General features: G+C 73.6%; 22 protein-coding genes. 14 read left to right on the top strand and 8 right to left on the bottom strand.

Going from position 1 to position 24,996, the window contains the following annotated elements:
* Window positions 1-41 precede the first annotated feature (41 nt).
* A complete protein-coding gene (locus tag ABD993_RS35460) occupies window positions 42-863 on the top strand; it encodes an EamA family transporter (RefSeq protein WP_345428540.1) in 822 nt (273 codons plus the stop codon).
* Window positions 864-867: 4 nt separating this feature from the next.
* Here the strand turns inward: ABD993_RS35460 and ABD993_RS35455 are convergent, their stop codons facing one another.
* Window positions 868-2,325, bottom strand: a complete 1,458-nt coding sequence (locus tag ABD993_RS35455; RefSeq protein WP_345428638.1) for a dolichyl-phosphate-mannose--protein mannosyltransferase — start codon at window positions 2,323-2,325, stop codon at window positions 868-870.
* Between the two features lie 151 nt (window positions 2,326-2,476).
* Between ABD993_RS35455 and rsmI the strand changes: the two genes are divergently transcribed.
* Window positions 2,477-3,295: a 16S rRNA (cytidine(1402)-2'-O)-methyltransferase gene (rsmI, locus tag ABD993_RS35450; protein ID WP_345428538.1), complete on the top strand. Its 819-nt coding sequence runs from the start codon at window positions 2,477-2,479 to the stop codon at window positions 3,293-3,295.
* Between the two features lie 63 nt (window positions 3,296-3,358).
* Here the strand turns inward: rsmI and ABD993_RS35445 are convergent, their stop codons facing one another.
* Both ABD993_RS35445 and ABD993_RS35440 read right to left on the bottom strand, forming a co-directional pair.
* Window positions 3,359-4,531: a cation:proton antiporter gene (locus ABD993_RS35445; protein WP_345428536.1), complete on the bottom strand. Its 1,173-nt coding sequence runs from the start codon at window positions 4,529-4,531 to the stop codon at window positions 3,359-3,361.
* A gap of 3 nt (window positions 4,532-4,534) precedes the next feature.
* Window positions 4,535-5,017 carry a cation:proton antiporter regulatory subunit gene (locus ABD993_RS35440; protein ID WP_345428533.1) on the bottom strand — a complete coding sequence of 161 codons (483 nt, stop codon included), beginning with the start codon at window positions 5,015-5,017 and terminating at the stop codon, window positions 4,535-4,537.
* Window positions 5,018-5,177: 160 nt separating this feature from the next.
* Between ABD993_RS35440 and ABD993_RS35435 the strand changes: the two genes are divergently transcribed.
* Both ABD993_RS35435 and ABD993_RS35430 read left to right on the top strand, forming a co-directional pair.
* A complete protein-coding gene (locus tag ABD993_RS35435; protein WP_345428531.1) occupies window positions 5,178-6,428 on the top strand; it encodes a glucose-6-phosphate dehydrogenase in 1,251 nt (416 codons plus the stop codon).
* Window positions 6,429-6,482: 54 nt separating this feature from the next.
* Window positions 6,483-6,938: a hypothetical protein gene (locus ABD993_RS35430; protein ID WP_345428528.1), complete on the top strand. Its 456-nt coding sequence runs from the start codon at window positions 6,483-6,485 to the stop codon at window positions 6,936-6,938.
* Between the two features lie 159 nt (window positions 6,939-7,097).
* Here the strand turns inward: ABD993_RS35430 and ABD993_RS35425 are convergent, their stop codons facing one another.
* A complete protein-coding gene (locus ABD993_RS35425; protein WP_345428636.1) occupies window positions 7,098-7,676 on the bottom strand; it encodes a TetR/AcrR family transcriptional regulator in 579 nt (192 codons plus the stop codon).
* A gap of 80 nt (window positions 7,677-7,756) precedes the next feature.
* On the opposite strand from ABD993_RS35425, the gene ABD993_RS35420 reads away from it, so the two are divergent.
* Window positions 7,757-8,497, top strand: coding sequence for an SDR family oxidoreductase (locus ABD993_RS35420; RefSeq protein ID WP_345428526.1), 741 nt, complete (start codon window positions 7,757-7,759; stop codon window positions 8,495-8,497).
* Between the two features lie 4 nt (window positions 8,498-8,501).
* Here ABD993_RS35420 and ABD993_RS35415 read toward each other — a convergent pair whose 3' ends face one another.
* Complete coding sequence (locus tag ABD993_RS35415; protein WP_345428523.1) at window positions 8,502-9,095, bottom strand: TetR family transcriptional regulator; 594 nt, start codon at window positions 9,093-9,095, stop codon at window positions 8,502-8,504.
* 97 nt (window positions 9,096-9,192) lie between these two features.
* Between ABD993_RS35415 and metG the strand changes: the two genes are divergently transcribed.
* The 3 genes from metG to ABD993_RS35400 all read left to right on the top strand — a co-directional run bounded on the left by metG (window position 9,193) and on the right by ABD993_RS35400 (window position 13,930).
* Complete coding sequence (metG, locus tag ABD993_RS35410; protein WP_345428520.1) at window positions 9,193-10,995, top strand: methionine--tRNA ligase; 1,803 nt, start codon at window positions 9,193-9,195, stop codon at window positions 10,993-10,995.
* 75 nt (window positions 10,996-11,070) lie between these two features.
* Window positions 11,071-11,934: a TatD family hydrolase gene (locus ABD993_RS35405; protein ID WP_345428517.1), complete on the top strand. Its 864-nt coding sequence runs from the start codon at window positions 11,071-11,073 to the stop codon at window positions 11,932-11,934.
* A 229-nt stretch (window positions 11,935-12,163) separates the two neighbouring features.
* Entirely contained in the window at window positions 12,164-13,930 is a 1,767-nt protein-coding gene (locus tag ABD993_RS35400; RefSeq protein WP_345428514.1) for a resuscitation-promoting factor, read from the top strand.
* Here the strand turns inward: ABD993_RS35400 and ABD993_RS35395 are convergent.
* Window positions 13,927-14,574, bottom strand: coding sequence for an HAD-IA family hydrolase (locus tag ABD993_RS35395; RefSeq protein ID WP_345428512.1), 648 nt, complete (start codon window positions 14,572-14,574; stop codon window positions 13,927-13,929). The two genes, ABD993_RS35400 and ABD993_RS35395, sit on opposite strands and share 4 nt — an antisense overlap.
* 131 nt (window positions 14,575-14,705) lie before the next feature.
* On the opposite strand from ABD993_RS35395, the gene rsmA reads away from it, so the two are divergent.
* From rsmA to ABD993_RS35375, 4 genes are all read left to right on the top strand, one after another.
* A complete protein-coding gene (gene rsmA / locus ABD993_RS35390; protein ID WP_345428509.1) occupies window positions 14,706-15,554 on the top strand; it encodes a 16S rRNA (adenine(1518)-N(6)/adenine(1519)-N(6))-dimethyltransferase RsmA in 849 nt (282 codons plus the stop codon).
* A 91-nt stretch (window positions 15,555-15,645) separates the two neighbouring features.
* Window positions 15,646-17,118: a DHA2 family efflux MFS transporter permease subunit gene (locus tag ABD993_RS35385; RefSeq protein WP_345428506.1), complete on the top strand. Its 1,473-nt coding sequence runs from the start codon at window positions 15,646-15,648 to the stop codon at window positions 17,116-17,118.
* A gap of 9 nt (window positions 17,119-17,127) precedes the next feature.
* Entirely contained in the window at window positions 17,128-18,096 is a 969-nt protein-coding gene (locus ABD993_RS35380; protein WP_345428503.1) for a 4-(cytidine 5'-diphospho)-2-C-methyl-D-erythritol kinase, read from the top strand.
* A gap of 2 nt (window positions 18,097-18,098) precedes the next feature.
* On the top strand, window positions 18,099-19,895 hold the full coding sequence (locus ABD993_RS35375) for an ABC-F family ATP-binding cassette domain-containing protein (protein ID WP_345428500.1): 1,797 nt from the start codon (window positions 18,099-18,101) through the stop codon (window positions 19,893-19,895).
* A 6-nt stretch (window positions 19,896-19,901) separates the two neighbouring features.
* On the opposite strand, the gene ABD993_RS35370 is transcribed toward ABD993_RS35375, so the two are convergent.
* On the bottom strand, window positions 19,902-20,066 hold the full coding sequence (locus ABD993_RS35370; RefSeq protein WP_345428497.1) for a hypothetical protein: 165 nt from the start codon (window positions 20,064-20,066) through the stop codon (window positions 19,902-19,904).
* Window positions 20,067-20,142: 76 nt separating this feature from the next.
* On the opposite strand from ABD993_RS35370, the gene ABD993_RS35365 reads away from it, so the two are divergent.
* Together ABD993_RS35365 and ABD993_RS35360 are read left to right on the top strand one after the other, a co-directional pair.
* Window positions 20,143-21,090 (top strand): ATP-binding cassette domain-containing protein, encoded by a 948-nt coding sequence (locus ABD993_RS35365; RefSeq protein WP_345428494.1) that lies wholly within the window; start codon window positions 20,143-20,145, stop codon window positions 21,088-21,090.
* A complete protein-coding gene (locus ABD993_RS35360; RefSeq protein ID WP_345428492.1) occupies window positions 21,087-21,917 on the top strand; it encodes an ABC transporter permease in 831 nt (276 codons plus the stop codon). Before ABD993_RS35365 ends, ABD993_RS35360 begins: the two co-directional genes overlap by 4 nt.
* On the opposite strand, the gene ABD993_RS35355 is transcribed toward ABD993_RS35360, so the two are convergent.
* Entirely contained in the window at window positions 21,865-24,969 is a 3,105-nt protein-coding gene (locus ABD993_RS35355; RefSeq protein ID WP_345428489.1) for an ATP-binding protein, read from the bottom strand. The two genes, ABD993_RS35360 and ABD993_RS35355, sit on opposite strands and share 53 nt — an antisense overlap.
* Between the last annotated feature and the right edge of the window lie 27 nt (window positions 24,970-24,996).

Genomic DNA, 24,996 nt, shown 5'->3' with positions numbered 1-24,996 from the left:
TTCATCGTCGTGTTCTCGTTCGTCCAGTCTGTTGTACTGCCGTGATCCCGCCCGTGCCCTCGGCCCTGCTCTCCGCCGTCAGCTACGGACTGGCCGACTTCGCGGGCGGCCTGGCCGCCCGCCGCTCCTCCGTGCTGATCGTGACGGCCGTGGCCCAGTCCGCCGGGCTGCTCGTCCTGGTACCGGGATTGTGGCTGGTCGGTGGGGCGTTCAGTGGTTCCGCCGCCCTGCTCGGCATGCTTGCCGGGATGTGTGGCGTCTCGGGTCTGCTGCTCTACTTCCGCGGGCTCGCGGTCGGGCCGATGGGCACGGTGGCGCCGCTCTCGGCGGTCGTCGCCGCCGGGTTGCCGCTGCTGGTCGGGATCGTGCGCGGGGAGCGTCCGGGCCCGTTGACGGTGGGCGGGATGGTGCTCGCGCTGGTGGCGATCGTGCTGGCCACCATGGGCTCCCGGCGCGAGCCCGCGGCGCTGAGCGGGATCGTGCTGGGGCTGGCCTCGGGCGCCGGGTTCGGCCTGTTCTTCGTGGTCCTCGACGCCACCCCGGCCGACTCCGGGCTGTGGCCGCTGGTCGTCGGCCGCGTCACGACGGTCACCCTGCTGCTGCTCACGCTCGCCGTGCGCCGCCCCGGCAGGCGGGGCAGCCCCTGGCTGATGCTGGCCAGCGGGGGCCTGGACTCGGCGGCGAACGTGCTCTTCCTGCTGGCGACACGTGCCGGTGAGCTCGGCGTGACCTCGGTGATCGTGGCGCTCTACCCCGTCGCGGTGGTCCTGCTCGCCCGCCTGGTGCTCCGCGAGCGGCTCAGCCCGGCCCAGCTGGTCGGCGTCATCCTGGCCCTGGGCGCCGGCGTCGCCATGAGCGCCTGACCGCTCACCTCCAGGACGGCAGCCAGAGCTCGGCCTGCCAGTGTCCGGGGGTGATCGGCAGCCCGACGAGGATCGGCCAGAGCCAGGCGAAGTTCGCCACCACCGCACCCACCCACAGCCCGACGACGAGCAGGCCGGTCTGCCGCCGTTCGGAGCCGGCGCGCTGCGCGCGGCCCAGGACGTCCCCCATGACCAGGACCGTGGCCAGCACCAGGAACGGGGCCACCGGCGTCATGTAGAAGAAGTACATCTGCCGGTCGAGGTTGACGAACCACGGCAGGAACCCGGCGCCGTAGCCGACCAGCACCGCGATGTAGCGCCAGTCCACGCGGGTGACCGCGCGCCAGAGCGCCCAGCCGAGCACCGGGATCGCGGGCCACCACAGTGCGGGCGTGCCGACGAGCATGACCGCGCTGGTGCAGGTCCCGTCCGTGCACGGGATGTCCGACTCGTAGAAGTAGAGCATCGGACGCAGGCCCATCGGCCAGGTCCAGGGTTTCGACTCCCACGGGTGGGGATGGCCCGCGGGGGTGTCGAGGCTCTCGTGGAAGTCCAGGACGTGGCCGGAGTAGTACCAGAGCGAGCGCAGGGCGTCCGGCACGAAGGACCACGTCCCGCCCGTCCCGACCTCCCGCCCGACGACGTGCCGGTCGATCCCCACCTCGCTGCCGAACCAGGCCCACCAGCAGGCCAGGTAGACGAGCACGGGCAGCACGGCGAGGATCCCGACCGCGGGCGCGAGGTCCCGGCGGATCGCCCCCACCCAGGGCCGCACGACGCCCGCGGACCGGCGGGCGGAGACGTCCCACAGGACGGCGAGCACCCCGAAGAAGACGATCCAGTACACGCCGGACCACTTGACGCCGCAGCCCATCCCCAGCAGGACGCCGGTCGCGATCCGCCACCAGCGGACCCCCAACGCGGGGCCGAAGGGGGTGTCGCCGACCCGGTCGAGCAGCGCGCCCAGGCGGTCCCGGGCGTCGTCCCGGTCCCGGACGAGCGTGCAGAACGCGGCGAGGACGAAGAAGGCCTGGAAGACGTCCAGCATGCCGACGCGGGCCTGTACGTGGCTGACGCCGTCGCAGACGAGCAGGACGCCCGCGATGCCGCCGAGCAGCGTGGACCGGGTCAGCCTCCGCCCCACCCGGACGATCATCACGATCATCAGCGTGCCGCACAGCGCCGCGGCGGCCCGCCAGCCGAGGGGGTCGTAGCCGAAGACCCACTCGCCGATCGCGATCAGCTGCTTGCCCAGCGGCGGGTGCGCGACGAGCTCGTAGCCCGGGTTGTCCTCGACGCCCCCGTTGCGCAGCATCTGCCAGGCCTGCGGGACGTAGTGCTTCTCGTCGAAGACGGGTGTGCCCGCGTCCGTCGGGTAGCCGAGGCCGGTGAACCGCAGCACCCCGCCGAGCAGGGCGAGCGACAGCGCCACGATCCAGCCGCGGGCGGTGTCCGTGGGCATCGGCGGGCCGAGCCGGACCGCGGGATCGGGCTCCGGAGCCCGCAGCGGTGGCGGGGTCCCGACGACGGTGGTCCCGGCGACCGCGCGCTCGTCCGGCTCCACGACCCGGTCACGCCGCACGGTCGGTTCCACGCCGCCTACGCTCCCACACATGCTCGTTCTCGCCGCCACCCCGCTGGGCGATCCCCGGGACGCCTCGGCGCGGCTGCGAGAGGCCATCGCCACCGCGGACGTCATCGCCGCCGAGGACACCCGGCGCTTCAAGACGCTCGCGGCCGCCCTCGAGGTCACCTACACGGGCGTCGTGATCAGCCACTACGACGCCGTCGAGGAGGCCCGGATGCCCCGGCTGCTCGACGACCTCCGAGCGGGCCGCACGGTCCTGGTGGTCTCGGACGCCGGCATGCCCGCGGTGTCGGACCCCGGCTACCGGCTCGTCGCGGCCGCCGCGGCGGAGGACCTGAAGGTCACCTGCCTGCCAGGACCGTCGGCGGTGACCACCGCGCTGGTGCTGTCCGGCCTGCCGTGCGACCGGTTCTGCTTCGAGGGCTTCGCCCCGCGCAAGGACGGCGACCGGCGGCGCTGGCTGGCGCAGCTGGAGCACGAGCCGCGGGCGGTGGTGTTCTTCGAGTCGCCACACCGGATCGCGGACACCCTGGCGCTGGCCGCCGAGGTGCTGGGCCCCGACCGGGCCGCGGCGGTGTGCCGGGAGCTGACCAAGACCTACGAGGAGGTCAGGCGCGGCGGGCTGGGCGCGCTGGCGGAGTGGGCGGCGCAGGGCGTGCGGGGCGAGATCACCGTGGTGCTGGCCGGGGCGGCCCCGACCGAGGCTCCGACCGTCGAGTCGCTGGTGGGGGCGGTCCAGGAGCGCGTGGAGGACGGCGAGCGGCTCAAGGACGCGGTCGCGGCGGTGGCGAGCGCGGCCGGTGTGCCGAAGCGGGAGCTCTACAACGCGACCCTGAAGCAGTGAGCCCGACGCTCGGGGTCCCCAAGCGCCACTCAGCGACGCTTGGGGACCCCGAGCGCCATCGGCTCAGGCGTGGGCGGGCCTGCGTTGCAGGGCTCTCGCCACCGGCTCCACGAACTTCGCCGCGATCGGGCCCAGGATCGCCATGAGCAGCACGTACGCCGTGGCCAGCGCCGCGAGCTCGGCGGGTACGGCGGTGTAGGACACCGCCAGCCCCGCGATGACGATCGAGAACTCCCCGCGCGCGATCAGCGCCGCGCCCGCCCGGGCCCGGCCGAGCTTCCCGATGCCCGCCCGCCGAGCCGCCCACCACCCCGTCCCGATCTTCGTCAGCGAGGTGGTCACGGCCAGCACGACCGCCCAGCCCAGCACCGGCGGGATCGCGCTCGGGTCGGTGTTCAGCCCGAAGACGACGAAGAACACCGCGGCGAACAGGTCCCGCAGCGGCTCCAGCAGCCGCGTCGCGTTGTGTGCCGTCGACCCGGAGATCGCGATGCCCAGCAGGAACGCCCCGACCGCCGCGGACACCTGCAGCGCCGACGCGATGCCGGCCACCAGCAGCGCGGCGCCCAGCACCTTGAGCAGGAACACCTCGCGGTCCGGGCTGTCCACGACGGCGGACACGTACCGCCCCCAGCGCAGCGCCACGAGCAGCACCACGGCGATCACGACGAGCGAGATCGCGACGGCCTCGAGCCCGCCGAGGAACGTCACCCCGATCAGCAGCGCGGTGAGGATCGGCAGGTAGACGGCCATCACGAGGTCCTCGAACACGAGGATCGACAGCACGACCGGAGTCTCGCGGTTGCCGAGCCTGCCCAGGTCGGACAGCACCTTGGCCACGATCCCGGACGAGCTGATGTAGGTGACGCCGCCCATCACCATCGCCCCGACGGGACCCCAGCCGAGGATCAGCGCGACGGCCACGCCCGGTGCGGCGTTGAGCACGATGTCCAGGACGCCGCCCATCCAGGAGCGGCGCAGGCCGGTCATGAGCTCGTTGGCCGAGTACTCCAGGCCGAGCAGCAACAGCAGCAGGACGACGCCGACCTCGCTGGCCAACGACGTGAACTCGCCGATGTCCCCCAGCGGGATCAGCCCGCCGTTGCCGAAGCACAGCCCGCCGACCAGGTACAGCGGGATGGGCGAGAGTCCGATCCGCCCCGCCAGCCTGCCGAGCAGGCCCAGCCCGAAGAAGACGGCGCCGAGCTCGATCAGCTCGAGCGCGGTGTGGTCCACGGCTCAGCCGTGGGTGAGGATCTTGACGGCGTTGTCGAGTCCCTCCGACGTGCCCACGGTGACCAGCAGGTCCCCGGCGGTCAGGGTGAAGTCCGGTGTGGGGGACGGGTGCGCCTGGCCCGCTCGCATCACCGCGACGACCGACACGCTGGTCCGGGTGCGCAGGGCGGTGTCGCCCAGCGTGCGCCCGTCGAAGGGGCTCTCCTCCCGCACCGGGATCTGCCGGGTGTGGATGCCGGGCAGGTCCTTGTGCTCCTCGTTGAGCTGCGCGACCAGCTGCGGTGCGCCGAGCAGGTTGGCCAGCGCCGAGGCCTCGTCGGGGGTGAGCGGGAGCTCGGCCAGACAGGCGTCCGGATCGTCCGACTTGGACAGGATCAGCTCGAGCTGCCCGTCCCGGTGGGTGACGACCCCGATGCGCCTGCCGTTGCGCAGGGCGAAGTCCTTCCGGACCCCGATCCCCGGCAGCGGGGTGACCTCGACATTCACACGTCCCAGCGTAGGTCACCGACCCCCGGGGTAGTCCCCTCACCATGACCGATCTCGCGCCCCAGGTTCTCCTGCTGTTCGGGGCCACCGGCGACCTCGCCAAGCGCGCAAGCTCTTCCCCGGGCTGTTCTTCCTGTGGCGCAACGGGTTGCTGCCGGAGGTGCGGATCATCGGGTCCGGGCGGCACACCCCGGACGAGGACCTGCGCGAGCTGGTCCGCCAGGAGGGCGACGACTGGGACGAGTTCGCCTCCCGGATCACCTTCGTGGCGTCGAGTGCGGACGACGGCTCCGACCTGGCCGAGGCCGTCGCCGTGGCGGAGAAGGAGCTGGGGGACGAGGCGACCAGGCTGGTCTACCTGTCCGTGCCGCCGTCGGCCGCGGGCGGCATGGTCCGGATGCTGGAGCGCGAAGGTCTCCACGAGCGGGCCCACCTGGTGCTGGAGAAGCCCTTCGGCACCGACCTGGCCTCGGCCAAGGAGCTCGACGAGGTGCTGCTGGACGTCTTCGCCCCCGAGCAGCTGTTCCGGATCGACCACTTCCTCGGCAAGGAGGCCGTGCAGAACATCCTGGTCCTGCGCTTCGCCAACGGGCTGTTCGAGCCGGTCTGGAACGCCGCCCACGTCGCGTACGTGCAGATCGACGTCCCGGAGGCGATCGGCATCGAGGGCCGCGCCTCGTTCATGGAGTCCACCGGCACCTTCCGGGACATGATCTCCACGCACCTGTTCCAGCTGCTCGGGTTCGTCGCGTTGGAGCCGCCGACGGTGATCGACGCGAAGGGGCTGCACGAGGAGAAGGCGAAGGCCTTCCGCGCGATCCGCGCCCTCGACCCCGCCAAGGTCGTCTTCGGCCAGTACGAGGGCTACCGGGACGAGGACGGCGTCGCGGACGACTCCCGCGTCGAGACGTTCGTGGCCCTCGAGGCCCGCATCGACAACTGGCGATGGAAGGGCGTGCCCTTCTACCTGCGCACCGGCAAGGCCCTGGCCGAGGGCCGCCGGACCATCACGATCGGCTTCCGCGAGCCGCCGCTGGAGGTCTTCCCCTGCACCGCGGACGGGGAGCCGAACGAGCTGGTCCTGGAGCTGACCGACGACGCGAAGGTCTACGTCGACCTGCGCGCCAAGAAGCCCGGGCCCGCCCTGGACATCGCGCACGCCCGGCTGAGCCTCGAGCTGGAGCAGGCCTTCCCGGACGACACCGCCGTCGAGGCCTACGAGCGCCTCCTGCTCGACGCCATGCGCGGCGACCACACCCTGTTCACCTCCACCGAGGAGGTCGAGCGGCTGTGGGCGCTGTGCGACCCGGTGCTCGCGGACCCGCCGCAGGTGCAGTCCTACGCCCAGGGCTCGTGGGGTCCGCAGGCCGCGCTGGACCTGCCCGGGGACCGCGGCTGGCGCCTTCGGTGACCCTCCCCGTCGCCGTGCGAGGCGGCCCGCCACCGGCAGCGGATCGTGCGCCGCGTGCTGAACGTGCGCGGGACCGTCGAGATGCGGGTGGAGGTCGCGCCGCGGTCGGACTACGGCCGGGTCGTGCCCACGGTGGAGGTGGTCGCGGGCGGGGTGCGGTTCGTCGACGGCTGTGAGCTGGACGCCACCGTGGACCTCACCGTGGCCGACGGCACCGCCTCGGCGGAGTTCACCGTCTCCGACGGCGAGTCGGTCACCTTCGTCCTGGAAACCACCGACACCGGCGCGGACGACCTGACCCCGGAGGACGGCGCGGGGCTGCTCGACGCCACCATGGCGTTCTGGCGGCGGTGGCTCGCGCAGTCCACCTACACCGGTCCGACCAGCTCCAGCTGGACGTCTACGGCGAGATCATCGACTCGGTCTACCCGTTCGACAAGTACGGCTCGGGGATCCACGGCTCCGAGGGCACGTTCTCGATCTGCTCGTTCTGGTACGTCGAGGCCCTGACCCGCGCGGGCAGGCTCGAGGACGCCCGGATCGCCCTGCTGAAGATGTTCACCAACGGCAACCACCTCGGCCTCTACGCCGAGCAGATCGGCCTCACCGGCACCCACCTGGGCACCTTCCCCCAGGCCTTCACCCACCTCGCCGTGATCAGCAGCGCGATCAACCTGGACCGCGCGCTGGGGTGGCGCGCAGACCCTCGACCACCATCGCGACGACGGTGGGGGCCCGGGTGTCCCACTCCGGACCGGGGATGCGGGACAGCGCGCCGAGGAGCAGGACGACGTCGGTGGCGTCGATTCCCTCCCGGACCTCACCCGCCGCCCGGCCCCGGGCGAGCAGCTCGTCGAGCGCGTCGTCGAGTCGATGGTGCTGCGCGGAGTAGAGGTCCTCCCAGGTGGAGGCCTCGATCGCCGCCATCACGCCGCGCTTCACGCGGGCGTAGGCGAGCAGGTGATCGAGCCAGCACTCCAGCGCGCGCAGCGGCGGGTGCTCGGCGAGCAACGGGCCCACGGCGTCGACGAGCTCGGTCAGTTCCTGCCGGTAGACCTCCGCCAGCAGGTGCTCGCGGGTCGGGAAGTGCCGGTACAGGGTGCCCTGCCCGATACCGGCGGCCTTGGCGACCCGGTGCAGCCTCAGGTCGTCGGTCGCACCGTTGGCGCTGCTCAGCTCGGCGCGCGCGGCCTCGACGATGCGGCGGCGGTTGGCGACGGCGTCGGACCGGGGCTCGCGGGGGGACAACGGGCGCACCTCCTTGTCGGACAACTGTCCGGTACGGTCGGCTAAGCGGACAGTTGTCAGGTTAGACCGAGGAGTGGGCCATGAGCGGGTTGGACGGGACGGTCGTCGCGATCACCGGGGCGAGCAGTGGGATCGGTGCGGCGACCGCGCTGGAGCTGGCGGGGCGGGGTGCCGCCGTGGTGCTGGGTGCGCGGCGGACCGATCGGCTCGAGGCTCTGGTGGAACGGATCCGGTCCGCGGGCGGGCGGGCCGAGATGCAGCGGGTCGACGTGACCCGGCGCGGTGACCTGACCGAGCTGGTGGCACTGGCGGTGGACCGGTTCGGGCGCCTCGACGTGCTGGTCGGGAACGCCGGGGTCGCACGGATCGCGCCGATGGCGTCCCTCGACGTGGACGACTGGAACGCGATGATCGACGTCAACCTGCGGGGTGTGCTGCACGGCGTCGCGGCCGCCCTCCCCGTGTTCCGGCGGCAGGGGAGCGGGCACCTCGTCACGGTCGTGTCGACGTCCGGGCTGAAGATCGTGCCCACGCAGGCGGTCTACGCGGGGACCAAGAACGCCGTGCGCACGCTGATGGAGGCCCTGCGCCAGGAGTCCACCGACGGCGTCCTGCGCACGACCTCGATCTCGCCGGGGTACGTCCGCACCGAGCTCGTGGACCACGTCGACGACCCGGTGGAGCGGGAGAAGGCCCACCAGGCGATGGCCGCGCTCGGGATCGGGCCGGACGCCGTCGCGCGGGCGGTCGCCTTCGCCGTCGAGCAGCCCGCGGACGTCGAGATCGGGGACATCACCCTGCGGCCGACCCGACAGGGCTGACCGGTCAGCGGGCGGTCAGGCAGGCCTCGAACAGCAGCGTGCCGTGCTCGACGAGCCGGGCGCGGTCGACCGCCGTGCCCTCGTCCTGCCAGGACAGGACCAGCTCGGCGAGGCCACCGAGGCAGAAGTGGGCCGCGACGTGCAGCTGTTCCGGGGAGATCGGCAGCGCGACCGGGCGCAGCTCGCCCGCGATCAGCGTGGCGAAGCCGCGGTTCGCGACACGCCGCCGGGTGCGCAGGACGGGTGACCCGATCGCCTCGATCAGGACCACCGCCTGCCGGGGATCCCGCTCGAAGCAGCCCGCGACGGCGTCCAGGCAGGCGTGGATGCGGGCGACCAGGTTCGTGCCCGCCGCCTCCATCGCCGCCAGGACGACCGCGGTGCGCTCCTCGGTGCCCTCGTCGAAGATCTCACCGAGCAGCTCCTCGGCGGTGGCGAACTCGGCGGCGAAGGCCGACGGCGACACCCCGGTGGCGGCACAGACGGCGGGCGCGGTGACCGCCGCCCAGCCCTCGTCCGCCCAGATCTGCAGGCCGGCGTCGCGCATCGCGGCCCGCCGGTCCTCGGCCCCGACCGCGCGCGGCTCTGCGGCGTCCATGACCTCACCGTATCGCCCGCCCGGCCACCGGGCCGTGTGATCCGCCCGGTCGTGGGCGGCCGAAAGCCGCTTCCCGCCCGGGCATACGCTGGTCGGCATGAGTTCCAGCCCGTCGAGTGCCGTGCTGACCGCCGTGGCGTGGCCCTACGCCAACGGTCCGCGACACATCGGCCACGTCTCCGGTTTCGGTGTGCCCTCCGACGTCTTCTCGCGCTTCCGGCGGATGACGGGCGACCGGGTCCTGATGGTCAGCGGCACGGACGAGCACGGCACTCCGATCCAGGTGCAGGCGGACGCCGAGGGGCTGTCCCCGCGGCAGCTCGCCGACAAGTACAACGGCGTGATCACCCGGGACCTGCAGGGGCTCGGGCTGTCCTACGACCTGTTCACGCGCACCACGACGTCCAACCACTACGACGTCACGCAGCAGATGTTCCTGTCGCTGTTCAAGAACGGCTACATCGTCGCGAAGACCCAGATGGGCGCGATCAGCCCGTCCACGGGCCGTACGCTGCCGGACCGCTACGTCGAGGGCACCTGCCCGATCTGCGGGTACGACGGCGCGCGCGGCGACCAGTGCGACAACTGCGGCAACCAGCTGGACCCCGCCGACCTGATCAACCCGCGCTCGCGGATCAACGGCGAGACGCCGAAGTTCGTCGAGACCGAGCACTTCTTCCTGGACCTGCCCGCCTTCTCGGAGTCGTTGGGGCGCTGGCTGTCCACGCGCACGGACTGGCGGCCGAACGTCCTCAAGTTCTCCGCGAACCTCATCGAGGACCTCAAGCCGCGGGCCATCACCCGCGACCTGGACTGGGGCGTCCCCGTCCCGTTGGACGGCTGGTCGGACAACCCGCTCAAGAAGATCTACGTCTGGTTCGACGCCGTCATCGGCTACCTCTCGGCCTCCATCGAGTGGGCCCGCCGCGGCCCGGACCCGGACGCCTGGCAGCAGTGGTGGACGGACCCGGCCGCCCAGGGCTACTACTTCATGGGCAAGGACAACATCACCTTCCACTCGGTGATGTGGCCCGCGATCCTGTTGGGGCACAACGGTGCCGGGGACCACGGCGGCGAGCCCGGCGCGTTCGGCACGCTGAACCTGCCGAACGAGATCGTGTCCTCGGAGTACCTCACGATGAGCGGGTCGAAGTTCTCGACCTCCCGCGGCACCGTGATCTACGTCGGCGACTTCCTCGAGGAGTTCGGGCCGGACGCGCTGCGGTACTTCATCGCCGTGGCCGGGCCGGAGAACCAGGACACGGACTTCACCTGGGAGGAGTTCGTGCGGCGCACGAACTTCGAGCTGGCCAACGAGTGGGGCAACCTGGTCAACCGCTCGGTGTCGATGGCGCACAAGAACGTCGGCGCCATCCCCAAGCCCACCGCGCCCACCGCCGAGGACGCCGAGCTGCTGGCGGCCTCCCGGGCGAGCTTCGACGTCGTCGGGGACCTGTTGCGGCGCAACCGGTTCAAGCAGGCGGTCGGCGAGGCCATGCGGGTGGTGTCCTCGGCGAACAAGTACATCTCCGACCAGGAGCCGTGGAAGCGCAAGGACGACCCGGACCGCCGGGACACGATCCTGCACACGGCCCTGCAGGTCGTGTCGGACGCGAACACTCTGCTCACCCCGTTCCTCCCGCACGCCGCGCAGAAGGTGCACGAGGCGCTGGGCGGCGAGGGCGTGTGGGCGGCGCAGCCGGCGATCCGCACCGTCGAAGACCTCGGCGACGGCCCGGACTACGACGTCCTGACCGGGGAGTACGCCGAGCAGCAGGCCGTGTGGGAGTCCCGCCCGATCGAGGTCGGCAAGCCTCTGCAGAAGCCGAGCCCACTGTTCCGGAAGCTGGACCCGGGCCTGGGCGAGGACGGCCCGGAGTGGGCCCCCATCCAGAAGTAGCCGAGAGGAACCCCAGTGCTGTCGAGACCGTGATCGAACAGCACGGAGGTTCCTCTCGACCTCGTAGGGAGACGCATGAGCCGGCGTGAACCGCCCGCGCCGCCGGAGCCGCTCGGGGCGCCCACCGTGGACGCCCACACCCATCTCGACGCGTGTGGGTGCGACTCCCCGGAGACCGTCGTCGCCGCGATGGACCGTGCTTCGGCCGTGGGGGTCGTCGGGGCCGTGACGGTGGCCGACGACCTGCCCGCGGCGCGGTCCGCCGTGCAGGCCGCCCACTGGGACCCGCGGGTGTACGCGGCCGTCGCGCTGCACCCGACCCGTACCGCCGCCGTGAGCGACGACGAGTTCGCCGAGATCGAGCGGCTCGCCGCCGATCCGCGTGTGGTCGCGGTCGGGGAGACGGGGCTGGACTACTACTGGGACTACTCGCCGCCCGCGGCGCAGCAGGAGTCGTTCCGGTGGCACATCGACCTCGCCAAGCGGCTGGGCAAGCCGCTGATGATCCACGACCGGGACGCCCACGCGGACGTCCTGCGGATCCTGCGCGAGGAGGGCGCGCCGGAGACGGTGGTCTTCCACTGCTTCTCCGGGGACGCGGCGATGGCGCGCGAGTGCGCCGCGGCGGGGTACGTGCTGTCGTTCGCGGGGACGGTCACGTTCCGTAACGCCGAGGACCTGCGTGAGGCCGCCGTCGTCCCACCGGAGGATCTGCTGCTGGTCGAGACGGACGCGCCCTTCCTCACCCCGCACCCGAACCGGGGTCGCGGCAACGAGCCGTTCTGCCTGCCCTGGACCGTGCGCGGCCTGGCCGAACTCCGTGGCGCACAGGCGGATTCGCTGGCCGAGGTCACGCTGCGCAACGCCCGCCGCGTCTTCGGCGCGGACCTGTGGACGGGTGTGACGTCGCCCGGCGGTCCGGGGTCTCGTTCGGCGTAGCAGGGGCACCGTTCGGCGCCGCTCGCGTGTCGGGGGTCGAAGTAGGCGACCACGCCCCGTTACGGTTCCGTGATTCGCCCAGCCGGGATGGGACGCTCCCCAGCACCGGTGTCGCGAGGGTCGGCCACGCTCCCCGGTCGTCCGTCGCGCGCCACCCCTGCCCGGTCCGCCGAGCGTCTGGAAGCCAGTGGTCGACGTATCCGCACGCGCGCGACGCCGCGCCGTCCGCGTGCGCCTCGGGCTCGAGGCGCTGGACGAGCGCGCCGAGGACCGCGTCGGCCCGTGGCTGGAGCGCGACGCGGAGGCGGACTCCGGCGCGGACTCCGACGCGGATTCCGGCGCCGACTCCGGCGCCGTCGACTGGGCGAGCGTCCCGGCGGGGACCACCGCGACCGGCTACGTCCCCGGCTCCTGGCAGGACGGTCTCCCCTCGGACCCGTTCCCGGTCGTCGACGAGCCGCTCACCTCCCCGGTCCCCGTGGTGCGGGACTGGTTCACCGAGGACGCCCCCACGGGCGGGCTGCCCCGGGTCGAGCCCGCGACCGGCACCTTCGAGGCCGCCACCGGCGCGTTCGCCGCCGTCTCGGCGTCGGAGTCCGAGCCGCGGTCCCGGTCCTTCCCGGCGGTCCGGTCCGAGCCCGCGACGGGTGCGTTCCCGACCGTCGTGGCGGAGCCCGCGACGGGCTCGTTCCCCACGGTCGCCTCCGGTGCGCTCCCCGTCGTCGAGGACGAGCCGCCGACCGAGGCCTTCGCCGCCGTCGCGGCTCCCGGGGCGCCCGGGGCGCCCGGCCGGGTCACCCCCGCGGAGCCCGCCCCCGCTCCGGAACGGGCCGAGCGGCCCGTTCGTCGTGCCGCACCCCGCCACCCCCGGACAGCCGCGCCGCGCCGGGGCAGGGGGGCCAAGGTCGCGGTGATGGTCGCGCTGCTGATGCTCACCGGCGTCAGCGGGACCGCGCTGGCGATGGACAAGACGATCACGGTGACCGTGGACGGGCGGGACCGCACCGTCCACACGTTCGCCCGGGACGTGCAGGGCGTGCTCGCCGCGGCGGGCGTCGCGGCGTCCCCGCAGGACCGGGTGGAGCCCGCCCCCACCACCGACCTCGCCGACGGCGACCAGGTGATCGTCAACCGGGCCCGGGTGCTCACCCTCACCGAGGGCGGCCGGACCCGCACGATCTGGACCACCGCGGCGTCGGTCGAGGAGGCGTTGCAGGGCATGGGTGTGAGCGTGGCGCCCATCCAGATGTCGCTGTCCCCGGACACCGAGATCCCCATGGCGGGGCTCGCCGTGCAGATCGAGGTCACGCGTTCGGTGACCCTGGTCGACGGCACGGGCGCCCCCGAGGACGTCCGCACGAACGCGGGCACCGTGGGCGGCCTGCTGGAGCAGCGCGGGATCACCCTCGGCCCGGACGACGTCTCGGTCCCCAGCGGCGACACCCCGCTGACCGACGGCCTCCAGGTCCACCTGGTGCGCAACGGCGAGGGCGAGGTCGTCGAGGTCCGCAGGACCGACCCGCCGGTGCAGGAGATCGAGGACCCGGACATGCCCCGCGGCGAGAAGAAGGTCGTGGACCCGGGCAAGCCGGGCGAGCAGACCGCCGTGATGCGGGTGTACGTGCAGAACGGCCAGGAGGTCCGGCGCGAGCAGATCCGCGGCGGCGCCAGCACCCCGCCCAGCCCGCGCATCGTCAAGGTCGGCACCAACGACGAGCAGCCGCCCGCGCCCGAGATCGGCGACACCGCCACCTGGGACAAGCTCGCGAAGTGCGAGGCGGGTGGGAACTGGGCGATCAACACCGGCAACGGCTACTACGGCGGCGTCCAGTTCGACGCCTCCACCTGGCGCGCCTACGGCGGCAACCAGTACGCCCCGCTGCCGCACCAGGCCTCCCGCGAGGAGCAGATCGCGGTGGCCGAGAAGGTCAGGGACGACCGCGGCGGCTACGGCGCCTGGCCCGCCTGCGCCCGCAAGCTCGGCCTGCCGCGCTAGAAGGTGAGGCCGAGCGCGGCCCCGAGGTCGCGCAACGCCTGCTCCTCGCCGGTCACCTTGATCGCCCGCATGCCCAGCGCCGCGGCGGGCTTGCAGTTGATCCCCAGGTCGTCCAGGTACACGCAGTCCTCGGGGCGCACGCCCAGCCCCGCGCAGGCCATCTCGTAGATCCGCGGGTCCGGCTTGCGCACGCCGACCTTGCTGCTCTCCACGACGTGGTCGAACCGCGCCATGACCGCGGCGATCTCGGCGGCCTGCTCCGCCGTCGCCGACATCTGCGCGCCGTGGCCCGCGGGGACGTTGTTGGTGATGCAGCCCAGTCGGTGCCCGCGCTCCTTCAGCAGGTCGATCGCCGCGACCACCCGCGGCCGCACCGCGCCGGACAGCACGGCGAGCACCACGCTGCCGGGCAGGTCGTGGCCGAGCGCCCGTGCCTCGGCGGCGAACTCGGCGTCGAACGCGGCCGCGTCGATCTCGGCGCGTTCGAACCGCGCCCAGGCGTTGGTGTCCGGGTTCGTCGCGTTGATCCGGCGGACGAGGTCCTTCGGCAGCCCGCGTTCGGCCTCGACCCGGGCGAAGGCCTCGAAGGGCGACGAGGTCACCACGCCACCGAAGTCGAACACGACAGCCGGGAGATCAGTCATGATGCAACTGTATTACGGCGGAGGGCGAAGTCGACCCCGCCGATCCGCACGTCGCGGTCCCCGGTGAGCAGGGTGAGCCAGCGCAGCCTCAGCACACCCGGCAGTGTGCCCGTTCCGGGCCATCCCGGAAGATGGGGCCCGTGACCACCTCCCGCCTGCTCGGCCCGGCCGAGGTGCGTGCGCTCGCCGAGCGGTTCGGGATCCGACCCACCAAGCGGCTCGGGCAGAACTTCGTGCACGACCCGAACACGGTGCGGCGCATCGTCAAGGCCGCGGGCCTCACCCCGGAGGACGTGGTGGTCGAGGTCGGGCCGGGGCTCGGCTCGCTGACCCTCGCCCTGCTGCCCGCGGCGGCGCACGTGCACGCGGTGGAGATCGACCCGGCGCTGGCCGCGGCCCTGCCGGGCACGGTGGCGGAGTTCGCACCGGACCTCGTCGACCGGCTCACCGTCACCGAGGCGGACGCGATGACGGTGCGGGAGCTCGATCCCCGGCCCACCGCCGTCGTCGCGAACCTGCCGTACAACGTCGGCGTCCCGGTCCTGCTGACGCTGCTCGGGGCGCTGCCCAGCCTGGAGAAGGGGCTGGTCATGGTGCAGCAGGAGGTCGTGGACCGGCTGGCGGCCGGGCCCGGGAGCAAGGTCTACGGCGTGCCCAGCGCGAAGCTGGCGTGGTTCGCCACCGCCCGTAAGGCCGGACCGGTGCCGCGCGCGGTGTTCTGGCCCGTGCCCAACGTCGACTCCGGCCTGCTGGCCTTCACCCGCCGCGAGCCGCCCGCCGGGGACCGGGCCGCGGTGTTCGCCGTCGTCGACACGGCGTTCGCCCAGCGCCGCAAGGCGTTGCGGCCCGCGTTGGCGGGGTGGGCGGGCTCGGCCGCAGCGGCCGAGGAGATCCTGCGGGCCGCGGACGTCGACCCGATGGCCCGGGCCGAGACGCTCGGGATCGACGAGTTCGCCCGGATCGCCGCCGCGCGGAGATAGGCGCCCGGGTCGGGCCGCCTCCGCCGCGAGAAGTGTCGGGGGTCCGGCCTAGGCTTTCACGGCGAACCGAACCCGTCCCGAAGGTGCACCCATGGCCGTCAGTGACTCAGGCACCCGTGCCACCGCTCCCGTCGAGGTGAGCCCGTGGCCGGCCCTCTGGGCGTTGGTGGTCGGCTTCTTCATGATCCTGATCGACATGACGATCGTGTCGATCGCCACCCCGGCGATCCAGCGGGACTTCGGGGCGAGCGTGGATGCGGTGGTGTGGGTGACCAGCGCCTACCTGCTGGCCTACGCCGTGCCGCTGCTGATCACCGGCAGGCTGGGGGACCGGTTCGGCCCGCGGCGGATGTACCTCGTCGGGCTGACGGTCTTCACGCTGGCGTCGCTGTGGTGCGGGCTCACCTCGTCGATCGAGATGCTCGTCGCGGCCCGGGCGGTGCAGGGCCTCGGCGCCTCGCTGATGACCCCGCAGACCATGGCCGTGATCACCCGCACGTTCCCGCCGCACAAGCGCGGCCAGGCGATGAGCCTGTGGGGCGCCAGCGCCGGGGTCGCCACGCTGGTCGGCCCGATCCTGGGCGGCGTCCTGGTGGACGGGCTCGGCTGGGAGTGGATCTTCTTCATCAACGTCCCGATCGGCGTGGTCGCGTTCGTGCTGGCCATGCGGCTGGTCCCGGCGCTGCCCACGACGGTGCGCCGGTTCGACGTGCTCGGCGTCGTGCTGTCGGGCGTCGGCATGTTCCTGCTGGTCTTCGGGATCCAGGAGGGGCAGAGCTACGACTGGGGCGCTGGGGTGTGGGCGCTGATCGCGTCCGGTGTGGTGGTGCTCGCGGGCTTCGTGTTCTGGCAGGCGCGCAACCGCGCCGAGCCGCTGATGTCGCTGTCGCTGTTCCGGGACCGGAACTTCAGCCTCGCCAACATCGCGATCACCACGGTGGGCTTCGCCATCACCGCGATGGCGTTCCCCATCACCTTCTACTCGCAGGGGGTCATGGGGCTCAGCCCCACGCGCGCGGCCCTGCTGCTGATCCCGATGGCGGTGTTCTCCGGGGTGCTGGCGCCGTTCGTCGGCAGGCTCACCGACCGTGCGCACCCCCGCTGGATCGCCGGGTTCGGCATCGCGGCCTGGGTGGTGGCGCTGGTCTGGCTGGCGGCGGTGATGAAGCCGGGCACCGCGGTGTGGGTCCTGCTGCTGCCGATCGCCCTGCTCGGCGTCGGGAACGCGTTCGTCTGGGGGCCGGTGTCCACCACCGCCAACCGCAACCTGCCGCAGGACCAGGCGGGTGCGGGCGCGGGTGTCTACAACACCACCCGCCAGGTGGGCGCGGTGCTGGGCAGCGCGGGGATCGCCGTGCTCATGGAGTCCCGGATCGCCGCCCAGTTCTCGGGCGGCGGGGCCTCGCCCGCGGGCGAGACCATCACCGCCATCCCGCCCGCGCTGCACGCGGGCTTCAGCACCGCGATGGCGCAGTCCCTGCTGCTCCCGGCCGGCGTGCTGGTCCTGGGCCTGGTGGCCGTGCTCACCTTCACCGTCAGCCTCCGGCCCGGCCGCGGTCAGTAGGGTTGGGTGGTGCTCTCCGCCCTCCGACCGCCGGTCACCGTCCGGGTGCCTGCGAAGATCAACCTGCACCTCGCGGTCGGTGGCGTGCGCGAGGACGGGTACCACGACCTGGTCACCGTGTTCCACGCCGTGAGCCTGTTCGACGAGGTCGCGGTCTCGGCGAGCGACGAGCCGGGGCTCGAGGTGTTCGGCGAGGGAGTCTCCGAGGTCCCGGTGGACGACACCAACCTCGCCTGGCGCGCCGTCGACCTGCTGGCCCGCCACTCCGGGCGTGATCCCGAGGTGAAGGTCGTGCTCCGCAAGGGCATCCCGGTCGCCGGGGGCATGGCCGGGGGGAGTGCCGACGCGGCGGGGACGCTGGTCGCGCTGGCGGCGCTGTGGAAGCTGGACCTCTCCCGGGACGAGCTGTCCGAGATGGCCGCACAGCTGGGCAGCGACGTCACGTTCGCGCTGCACGGCGGCACCGCGCTCGGCACCGGGCGCGGCGAGCAGATCGTGCCCGTGCTCTCCCGGCACCCGCTGCACTGGGTGATCGCCCTGGCCCGCCGCGGGCTCTCCACACCCACGGTCTTCCACGAGCTGGACCGGTTGCGCGGGGCGGACGAGCCGCCCGAGCGACCGGTCGAACCCGTCCTGGGGGCGCTGGCCCAGGGCGATCCCCGCGTGCTGGCGCTGGCGCTGGGCAACGACCTGCAGGCCGCGGCCGTCAGCCTGGCGCCGGACCTGCGCCGCACCCTGCGGGCCGGGGTGAGCGCGGGCGCGCTCGCCGGGATCGTCTCCGGCTCCGGTCCCACCTGCGCCTTCCTCTGTCCCAGCGCGGACTCCGCTGTCGAGGTCGCCGCCGAGCTGGCGGGTGTCGGCGTGTGCCGTACCGTCCGCGTCGCGCACGGCCCGGTGCCGGGCGCGCGCGTCGTCGCGTCGGACGGCTCCGACACCCCACCCACCCCGAGCGGCTCCTGGCCGCCTGCGAGAGCGTGATAATGGCTGGTCAGAACCTCGTCAACCTGGAGAGCGTCACCGCTCACGTCCCGGGGGACGCCTCCCGCGTGCTGCTGGACGCCGTGTCGCTCGGCATCGAGCGGGGCGAGCGCGTCGGCGTCGTGGGGCTCAACGGGGGCGGCAAGACCACGCTCCTGGAGGTCCTCTCCGGGCGCCGCGAGCCCAACGCGGGCCGCGTCTCCCGGCTCGGTGGGCTCAAGCTCGCCTACCTGACCCAGGGGGACGACTTCCCGAAGGGCTCCACGGTCCGGGACGTGGTGCTCGCCGAGTACGGCTCCGACCACGAGTGGGCGAGCGACGCGAAGGCCAGGGACGTGCTGGGCGGCCTCGGGATCCGTGACCTCGAGCGGTCCACGGACGGGCTGTCCGGCGGCGAGAAGCGCCGGGTCGCGCTGGCCCGCGCGCTGCTCGGCGAGCCCGATCTCGTGGTGCTGGACGAGCCGACCAACCACCTGGACATCGAGGGCGTCACCTGGCTCGCGGAGCACCTGATCGCCCGGCGCTGCGGCGTCGTGGTGGTCACGCACGACCGCTGGTTCCTCGACTCGGTCTGCACGCGGACCTGGGAGGTCGCGAACGGGCAGGTCGAGAGCTACCTCGGCGGCTACCAGGACTGGGTCTACGCCCGGGCCGAGCGCACCAAGCAGGCGGACGCGGCGGAGGCCCGGCGGCGGAACCTGGCGCGCAAGGAGCTGGCCTGGCTGCGCCGCGGACCGCCCGCGCGGACGTCGAAGCCCCGGTACCGGATCGAGGCCGCGGAGGCGCTGATCGCGGACGTCCCGCCGCCGCGGAACTCCGTGGAGCTGCTGAACTTCGCCACGAACCGGTTGGGCCGCACCGTCCTCGAGCTCGAGGATGCGACCGTGAAGATCGGCGAGCGGACGCTGCTGGACCACCAGACCTGGCGGCTCGGCCCGGGGGACCGGATCGGGATCGTCGGGGTGAACGGCTCCGGCAAGACCACGCTGCTGCGGGCCCTGACCGGCGAGCGCCCGCTGGACGGCGGGAAGCGCGTGCAGGGCACCACCGTGCAGCTCGCGCAGCTCACGCAGGACCTCGTCGACCTGCCGAAGGACATGCGGGTGCTGGAGGCGGTCGAGGCCGTCGCCAAGTACGTGCGGTTCGGCAAGGAGGAGATGACGGCCTCCCAGGTCGCCGAGCGCCTCGGCTTCCCGCCCGCGCGGCAGTGGACGCCGGTGGGGCGGCTCTCCGGCGGCGAGCGGCGCAGGCTGCAGCTCACCCGGCTGCTCATGGCCGAGCCGAACGTCCTGCTGCTGGACGAGCCGACGAACGACCTGGACGTGGACACCCTGACCAACCTCGAGGACCTGCTCGACGGCTGGCCGGGCACGTTGATCGTGGTCAGCCACGACCGGTACCTCACCGAGCGGGTGTGCGACACTGTGGTCGCGCTGTTCGGGGACGGCAGGATCACGCACCTGCCGGGCGGGATCGAGGAGTACCTGCGCCGCCGGGCGATCCAGGGCACCGACACGTCCGCCCCGCAGACCGGCCCGTCGGCGAAGGCCACCGGCTCCGCTGCGCCCAAGGCGGTGGACGCCGCGGCCCAACGGGTCGCCCGCAAGGAGGCCCAGCGTCTGGAGCGCCGCATGACACAGCTGACGAAGCGCGCCGAGCAGCTGCACACCAAGCTCGCCGAGGCCGCCACGGACCCGCAGAAGCTGATCGAGCTCTCGTCGGAGCTCAAGCAGGTCCAGGCGGAGCAGGAGCAGGTCGAGGTGGAGTGGCTGGAGGCCGCGGAGCGCGCCGAGGCCTGACCCGCGTCAGGACGTGGGGGCCGCCGCGAGCTGCGCGGTGGCGCCGAAGAGGGCGGCGCTCGCGATCGGGTCCATGTAGTCGTTACTCGCGCGGACTCGGCGGCCTCCCGCGCTGTCCTGCTCGAGGTGGTGGTCGCGGGGCCTGCGGGCCCCGGGCCGGCCCGCTGACATCTCGGCGCGGTGGCGGAGTCGATGGCGTCAGTGCCGTGTCAGGGAGATCGCAGGGCCGGCCGCGATGCTCGTCGGCATGGAACCTGTCCTCTGCGTCGAAGGCCTGCGCAAGACCTTCGGCGACACCACCGCGCTGGCGGGCATCGACCTGTCCGTGCGCCGCGGCTCGGTGCTCGGTCTGTTGGGCCCCAACGGGTCCGGCAAGACCACCACCGTGCGCATCCTGTCCACCCTGCTGCGTCCGGACGGCGGGCGGGCCACCGTGCTGGGCCACGACGTCGTGGCCGAGGCCGCGGCGGTCCGCGCCGTCGTCGGGCTGACCGGCCAGTACGCCGCGGTCGACGACGCCCTCTCCGGCCTGGAGAACCTGCAGCTGATCGCCCGGCTGCTGGACCTCTCCCGGCGCGACGCCAAGGCCCGCGCCGACGAGCTCGTGGAGCGCTTCGGCCTGGCCGACGCCGCCCGACGTCGGGTCAAGACCTACTCCGGCGGCATGCGTCGGCGGCTGGACCTGGCCGCGAGCCTGGTCGGCAGGCCGGACGTGCTGTTCCTCGACGAGCCCACCACCGGCCTCGATCCCCGGCACCGCAACGAGGTGTGGGACCAGGTCCGCACGCTCGCCGCCGAGGGCACCACGGTCCTGCTGACCACGCAGTACCTGGAGGAGGCCGACCAGCTCGCCGAGGACCTGGTCGTCCTCGACCGGGGTCGGGTCATCGCGACCGGCACCCCGGCGTCGCTGAAGTCGGACGTCGGCGGACAGCTGCTGCACGTCCGGCCGCTGCACCGCACGGACGTGCCCGCCGTCGCGACCCTGCTCGCCGAGCTGACCCCCGAGGCGCCCGCCATCGACCCGACGGGGGAGCTGACCGTCGCAGGCTCGCCCGAGCTGCTCCAAGCCCTCGGTGCGCGGCTCGGTGCCGGCTCCGGGGTGCCGATCGCCGAGCTGGGGTTGCGCCTGCCCAGCCTCGACGACGTCTTCCTGACCCTGACCGGCCACGCAGCCGAGGAGATCACCGCATGACCACCCGCACCGACAGCCTCGCGCCCGTCCCCACGCCCGTCCGGGAACCGATGCCACGCACCGGAGCCCGCCACGGGCCACTCCGGCACGCGATGACGCTCGCCTGGCGCGGGCTCGTCAAGACCGTGCACTCGCCCGAGGCGCTGATCGACGTGACGCTGCAGCCGGTCATCTTCCTGCTGCTGTTCGTCTACGTCTTCGGCGGCGCGATCGCCGGCGACCCCTCGGCCTACCTGCAGTTCGCCCTGCCCGGCGTGCTCGTCCAGACGGTGATCTTCGCGTCCGCCGGGACCGGCACCGCGCTGGCCGACGACCTGCACACCGGTATCTTCGACCGCTTCCGCAGCCTGCCGATCCCGCGGTCGGCGCCGCTGCTCGGGGCGATCACCGCGGACCTCGCGCGGTACGCCACCTCCGGTGTGATCATGCTGGTGTTCGGCGCGATCCTCGGCTTCCGCACCGAGGCGGGCCCGCTCGCGATCGTCGCCTCGCTGGCGATGGTCATGGCCTTCGCGTTCGCCCTGTGCTGGGTGTTCACCGCGCTGGCGATGGTCGTCAAGGAACCGCGCTCGGTGCAGGGTCTGGGCGCGTTGATCTCGCTGCCGCTGACCTTCGGCAGCAACGTGTTCGTGCCCGCGAGCACCATGCCCGGCTGGCTGCAGGGCTGGGTGAACGTCAACCCGGTGTCCAAGACCGCCGACGCGGTCCGCGGCCTGCTGCTGGGCGGCCCGGTCGCAGGCCCCGCCGGGACGGCCCTGATCTGGGCCGCGGGCATCACGCTGGTGTTCGCGCCGGTGGCGGTGGCCCTGTACCGCCGTCGGACCTGACCGGGACGACGCAGACGGACCGCAGCAGGTCCAGCCCGGCCTGCGTCGGCAGGCTCGCCGCCTCCCGGCGCAGGCCCTCGTCCGTCTCCCGCAGTAGGGCACGGACGGGGGGATCGCTCAGGTCGAGCGTGCCGCGGCGGGCCTCGGCGACCCCCAGCGCCCGCGCCGCACCCGCGGCGTCCCCCCGGGCGATGGCGAGCTGCGCGACCGTCTCGGCGACGACCGCCACCACCGGCCCGTCCCGGCTCGTCTCGCCTGCGTCGACGGCCTTCGCGAGCAGCGCGGCCGCCGCGGCGGGCGCGTTCGCCGCGAGCTCGAGCAACGCCTGCTGGACGTGCAGGTGCGCGACCCGCTGCGCCACCGCGATCCCGCTGCCGGCGGCCGGATCGACCTCCGCCAGCCGGGCCCGCGCGCCGTCGAGGTCGCCCTCCAGCCGGTCGAGCTCGGCCAGCGAGACCAGCACCATCTCCGGCGTGGCGTAGGCCGACCCGCTCATCCGGTCCAGCGCCTCGCCGTAGAGCTTGCGCGCCAGCGCGTGGTCGCCGCAGCGCGCCGCGAGGGCCCCGCGCTGGACCATGAACTGCGGGAGGTCGTCGTCGTTGGAGAGCTCGGTGGCCAGGGCCATCGCCTCGTCGAAGGCGGCGGCGGCCGCGTCGGCGTTCCCGGCCCACTTCTCCAGCTCGCCGAGGGTCGTCAGCGTCATGCCCAGCCCGAACCGGTCGCCGACCTGCGTGAACAGGGTGTGCGCGGCGCGCACCAGCTCCCGCTCGAGGTCGATCAGGCCGGAGTTCTCCGACAGCGTGGCACGGATCTCGAGTGCGAACGCGCGCACCCAGGGGTCGGGGTGGGTGGTGCTGATCGCGGTCAGCGGCTCCTGGTCCCTGACCAGGAACGCCTCGCTGATCGGCGCCAGCAGGTCCAGCGCCGGGTGTCGGGGCTGAGGCACGGACTCGGCCAGGTGCCGGGCCGTCGCGATGTACCGCTGCGCGGCGGGCATCTGCCCGCGGCCGAGCGACTCGATCGCCTGGAAGGCGGTCACGCGGGCGACGGCCGAGGCGGGCGCCTCCGCCGCGGGGAGCTCCCCGACGGACCGCACCCAGCTCATCGACTCCTCGGTGGCGCCACGGATGAGCCAGGCCCAGAACATGGCCGCGACCAGCCGGTACGCCATGGCCGAGTCCCGCTGCCCGACGGCCCGGCGCAGCGCTCCGGTGATGTTGCCCGCCTCCGCCCGGAGCACCGCGAGCCACCGCAGCTGGTCCCGGCCGCGCAGCTCCGGCTCGGCCCGCTCGACCAGCGCGACGGTCCAGGCCGCGTGCCGCGCCTCCGTCCGCGGCTGCTCGCCCGCCGCGACCAACCTTTCCCGTGCGTACTCCCGGATCGTCTCCAGCATCCGGTAGCGGGTCGGGCTGCCGGGCACGGTGACGACCAGCGACTTGTCGACGAGGGCGGCGAGCGTGCTGAAGGGGTCGTCCAGCCCGTCCCCGCAGACCTGGTCGGTGGCGTCCGCTGTGGCGCCGCCCGCGAACACGGACAGCCTGCGGGCCAGGGCGCGTTCGGGCTCGGTGAGCAGGTCCCAGCTCCAGTCGACCACCGCGCGCAGGGTCTGGTGGCGGGGCAGCACGGTGCGCGAGCCGGAGGTGAGGAGCCGGAACCGGTCGTCCAACCGAGCGAGGATCTCCGCGGGGGTCAGCATCCGCAGCCGAGCGGCGGCGAGCTCGATCGGCAGCGGCTGGCCGTCCAGCCTGCGGCAGATCTCCGGGATGGCCGGGTCGGCGGTGTCGAAGTCCGGGGCGACGGCGGCCCCGCGGTCGACGAACAGCCGGACGGCCGCGGTCTCGTCCAACGCCTCCACGGGGTGCAGCCGCTCGCCGGGGACGGCCAGCGGCTCCCGGCTCGTCGCGAGGATCCGCACCGCGGCGCAGCGGTCCAACAGGGTGCCCGCGAGCCCGGCGGCGGCGTGCACCAGGTGCTCGCAGTTGTCCAGGACGAGGGTCAGCTCGCGCCCGCCGACCGCGGCGACGAGCCGGTCGACCGCGTCCGTGTGCTCCTCCTGCCGGATGACCAGCTCCGGGGTGCCGACCGCCGCCAGCACGGTCTCGACCAGCTGGTCCGGCCCGGTGAGCGGGGCCAGCTCGGCGACCGTCGCTGCGGGCGCGGCCTCCCGCGCGAGCCTCGTCTTGCCCGCCCCGCCGGGCCCCACGAGGGTGACCAGCCGGGCCGTGTCCAACAGCTCACGCAGCCGGGTGACGTCCGCGTCCCGGCCGACGAAGCTGGTCAGCGCGGCCGGGGGAGCGGACCGGGTCGGCCGGGGCGGCGCGGGCGCCACCGGCGCCGAGACCCCCCGCAGGACGTCCAGCCGGGTCGAGTCCAGCTCCGGTCCGGGATCGACCCCGAGCTCCCCGGCCAGCCGCGCGCGGGTGCGGTCCAGGACCGCGAGGGCGTCCGCCTGACGACCGGTGGCGTGCAAGGCGCGGGCCAGCGCGGCGGCGGCGCTCTCCCGCAGCGGCTGTTCCCCGAGCAGCACGGTCAGCGGCTCCACGCTCGCCGCGGCGTGCCCCAGCCGCAGGTCCAGCCCCGCCGCCCGTTCGACGGCGGCCGCGCGCTGCTCGTCCAGCCGGTCGGCGGCGACGGTCGCGAACGGCAGCCTGCGGACGTCCGCCAGCGCGGGGCCCCGCCAGAGCGCGAGGGCCTGCCCCACCAGCTCCCGCGCGGCCGCGGGATCGGGCTCGTGGGTGGCCTCGGCGAGACGTCCGGCGGCGCGCACCGCGTCCACGTCGCCGTGCCCGATCTCCAGTCGGTACCCGCCGGGCACGGTGGCCACGAGCTCGGGCCCGAGGGCTCGGCGCAGCCGCGAGACCAGGGCCTGCAGGGCGTTCGCGCTCGCAGGCTCGCCGCCCCACAGGTCGTCCACCAGCGTCTCGCCGGTCACGGTGCGGCCCGGGGCGAGCGCGAGCCGGGCGAGCAGGCCGCGCAGCCGCAGGCCCGCGGGCGCGACGTCCGCGCCCGAGGCGGCCCACGCCGCCACCGGGCCCAGCACGCCGATCCGCATCGCCCCAGTCTGCCGCGCGACCCGTGC

The sequence above is a fragment of the Pseudonocardia xishanensis genome (assembly GCF_039541715.1).
Taxonomy (GTDB): Bacteria; Actinomycetota; Actinomycetes; order Mycobacteriales; family Pseudonocardiaceae; genus Pseudonocardia; species Pseudonocardia xishanensis.
The sequence above is the reverse complement of the archived record's forward strand: the minus strand, read 5'-3'. Positions and strand labels throughout refer to the sequence as shown.

Excerpts from the sequence above, each read along its gene's own strand:
- rsmA (WP_345428509.1), top strand. The coding sequence starts at position 14,706 with ATGGGGCCCGTGACCACCTCCCGCCTGCTCGGCCCGGCCGAGGTGCGT.
- ABD993_RS35395 (WP_345428512.1), bottom strand. The coding sequence starts at position 14,574 with ATGACTGATCTCCCGGCTGTCGTGTTCGACTTCGGTGGCGTGGTGACC.
- rsmI (WP_345428538.1), top strand. The coding sequence starts at position 2,477 with ATGCTCGTTCTCGCCGCCACCCCGCTGGGCGATCCCCGGGACGCCTCG.
- ABD993_RS35375 (WP_345428500.1), top strand. The coding sequence starts at position 18,099 with ATGGCTGGTCAGAACCTCGTCAACCTGGAGAGCGTCACCGCTCACGTC.
- ABD993_RS35360 (WP_345428492.1), top strand. The coding sequence starts at position 21,087 with ATGACCACCCGCACCGACAGCCTCGCGCCCGTCCCCACGCCCGTCCGG.
- ABD993_RS35370 (WP_345428497.1), bottom strand. The coding sequence starts at position 20,066 with ATGTCAGCGGGCCGGCCCGGGGCCCGCAGGCCCCGCGACCACCACCTC.
- ABD993_RS35455 (WP_345428638.1), bottom strand. The coding sequence starts at position 2,325 with ATGCCCACGGACACCGCCCGCGGCTGGATCGTGGCGCTGTCGCTCGCC.
- ABD993_RS35355 (WP_345428489.1), bottom strand. The coding sequence starts at position 24,969 with ATGCGGATCGGCGTGCTGGGCCCGGTGGCGGCGTGGGCCGCCTCGGGC.
- ABD993_RS35385 (WP_345428506.1), top strand. The coding sequence starts at position 15,646 with ATGGCCGTCAGTGACTCAGGCACCCGTGCCACCGCTCCCGTCGAGGTG.
- ABD993_RS35420 (WP_345428526.1), top strand. The coding sequence starts at position 7,757 with ATGAGCGGGTTGGACGGGACGGTCGTCGCGATCACCGGGGCGAGCAGT.
- metG (WP_345428520.1), top strand. The coding sequence starts at position 9,193 with ATGAGTTCCAGCCCGTCGAGTGCCGTGCTGACCGCCGTGGCGTGGCCC.
- ABD993_RS35415 (WP_345428523.1), bottom strand. The coding sequence starts at position 9,095 with ATGGACGCCGCAGAGCCGCGCGCGGTCGGGGCCGAGGACCGGCGGGCC.
- ABD993_RS35405 (WP_345428517.1), top strand. The coding sequence starts at position 11,071 with ATGAGCCGGCGTGAACCGCCCGCGCCGCCGGAGCCGCTCGGGGCGCCC.
- ABD993_RS35365 (WP_345428494.1), top strand. The coding sequence starts at position 20,143 with ATGGAACCTGTCCTCTGCGTCGAAGGCCTGCGCAAGACCTTCGGCGAC.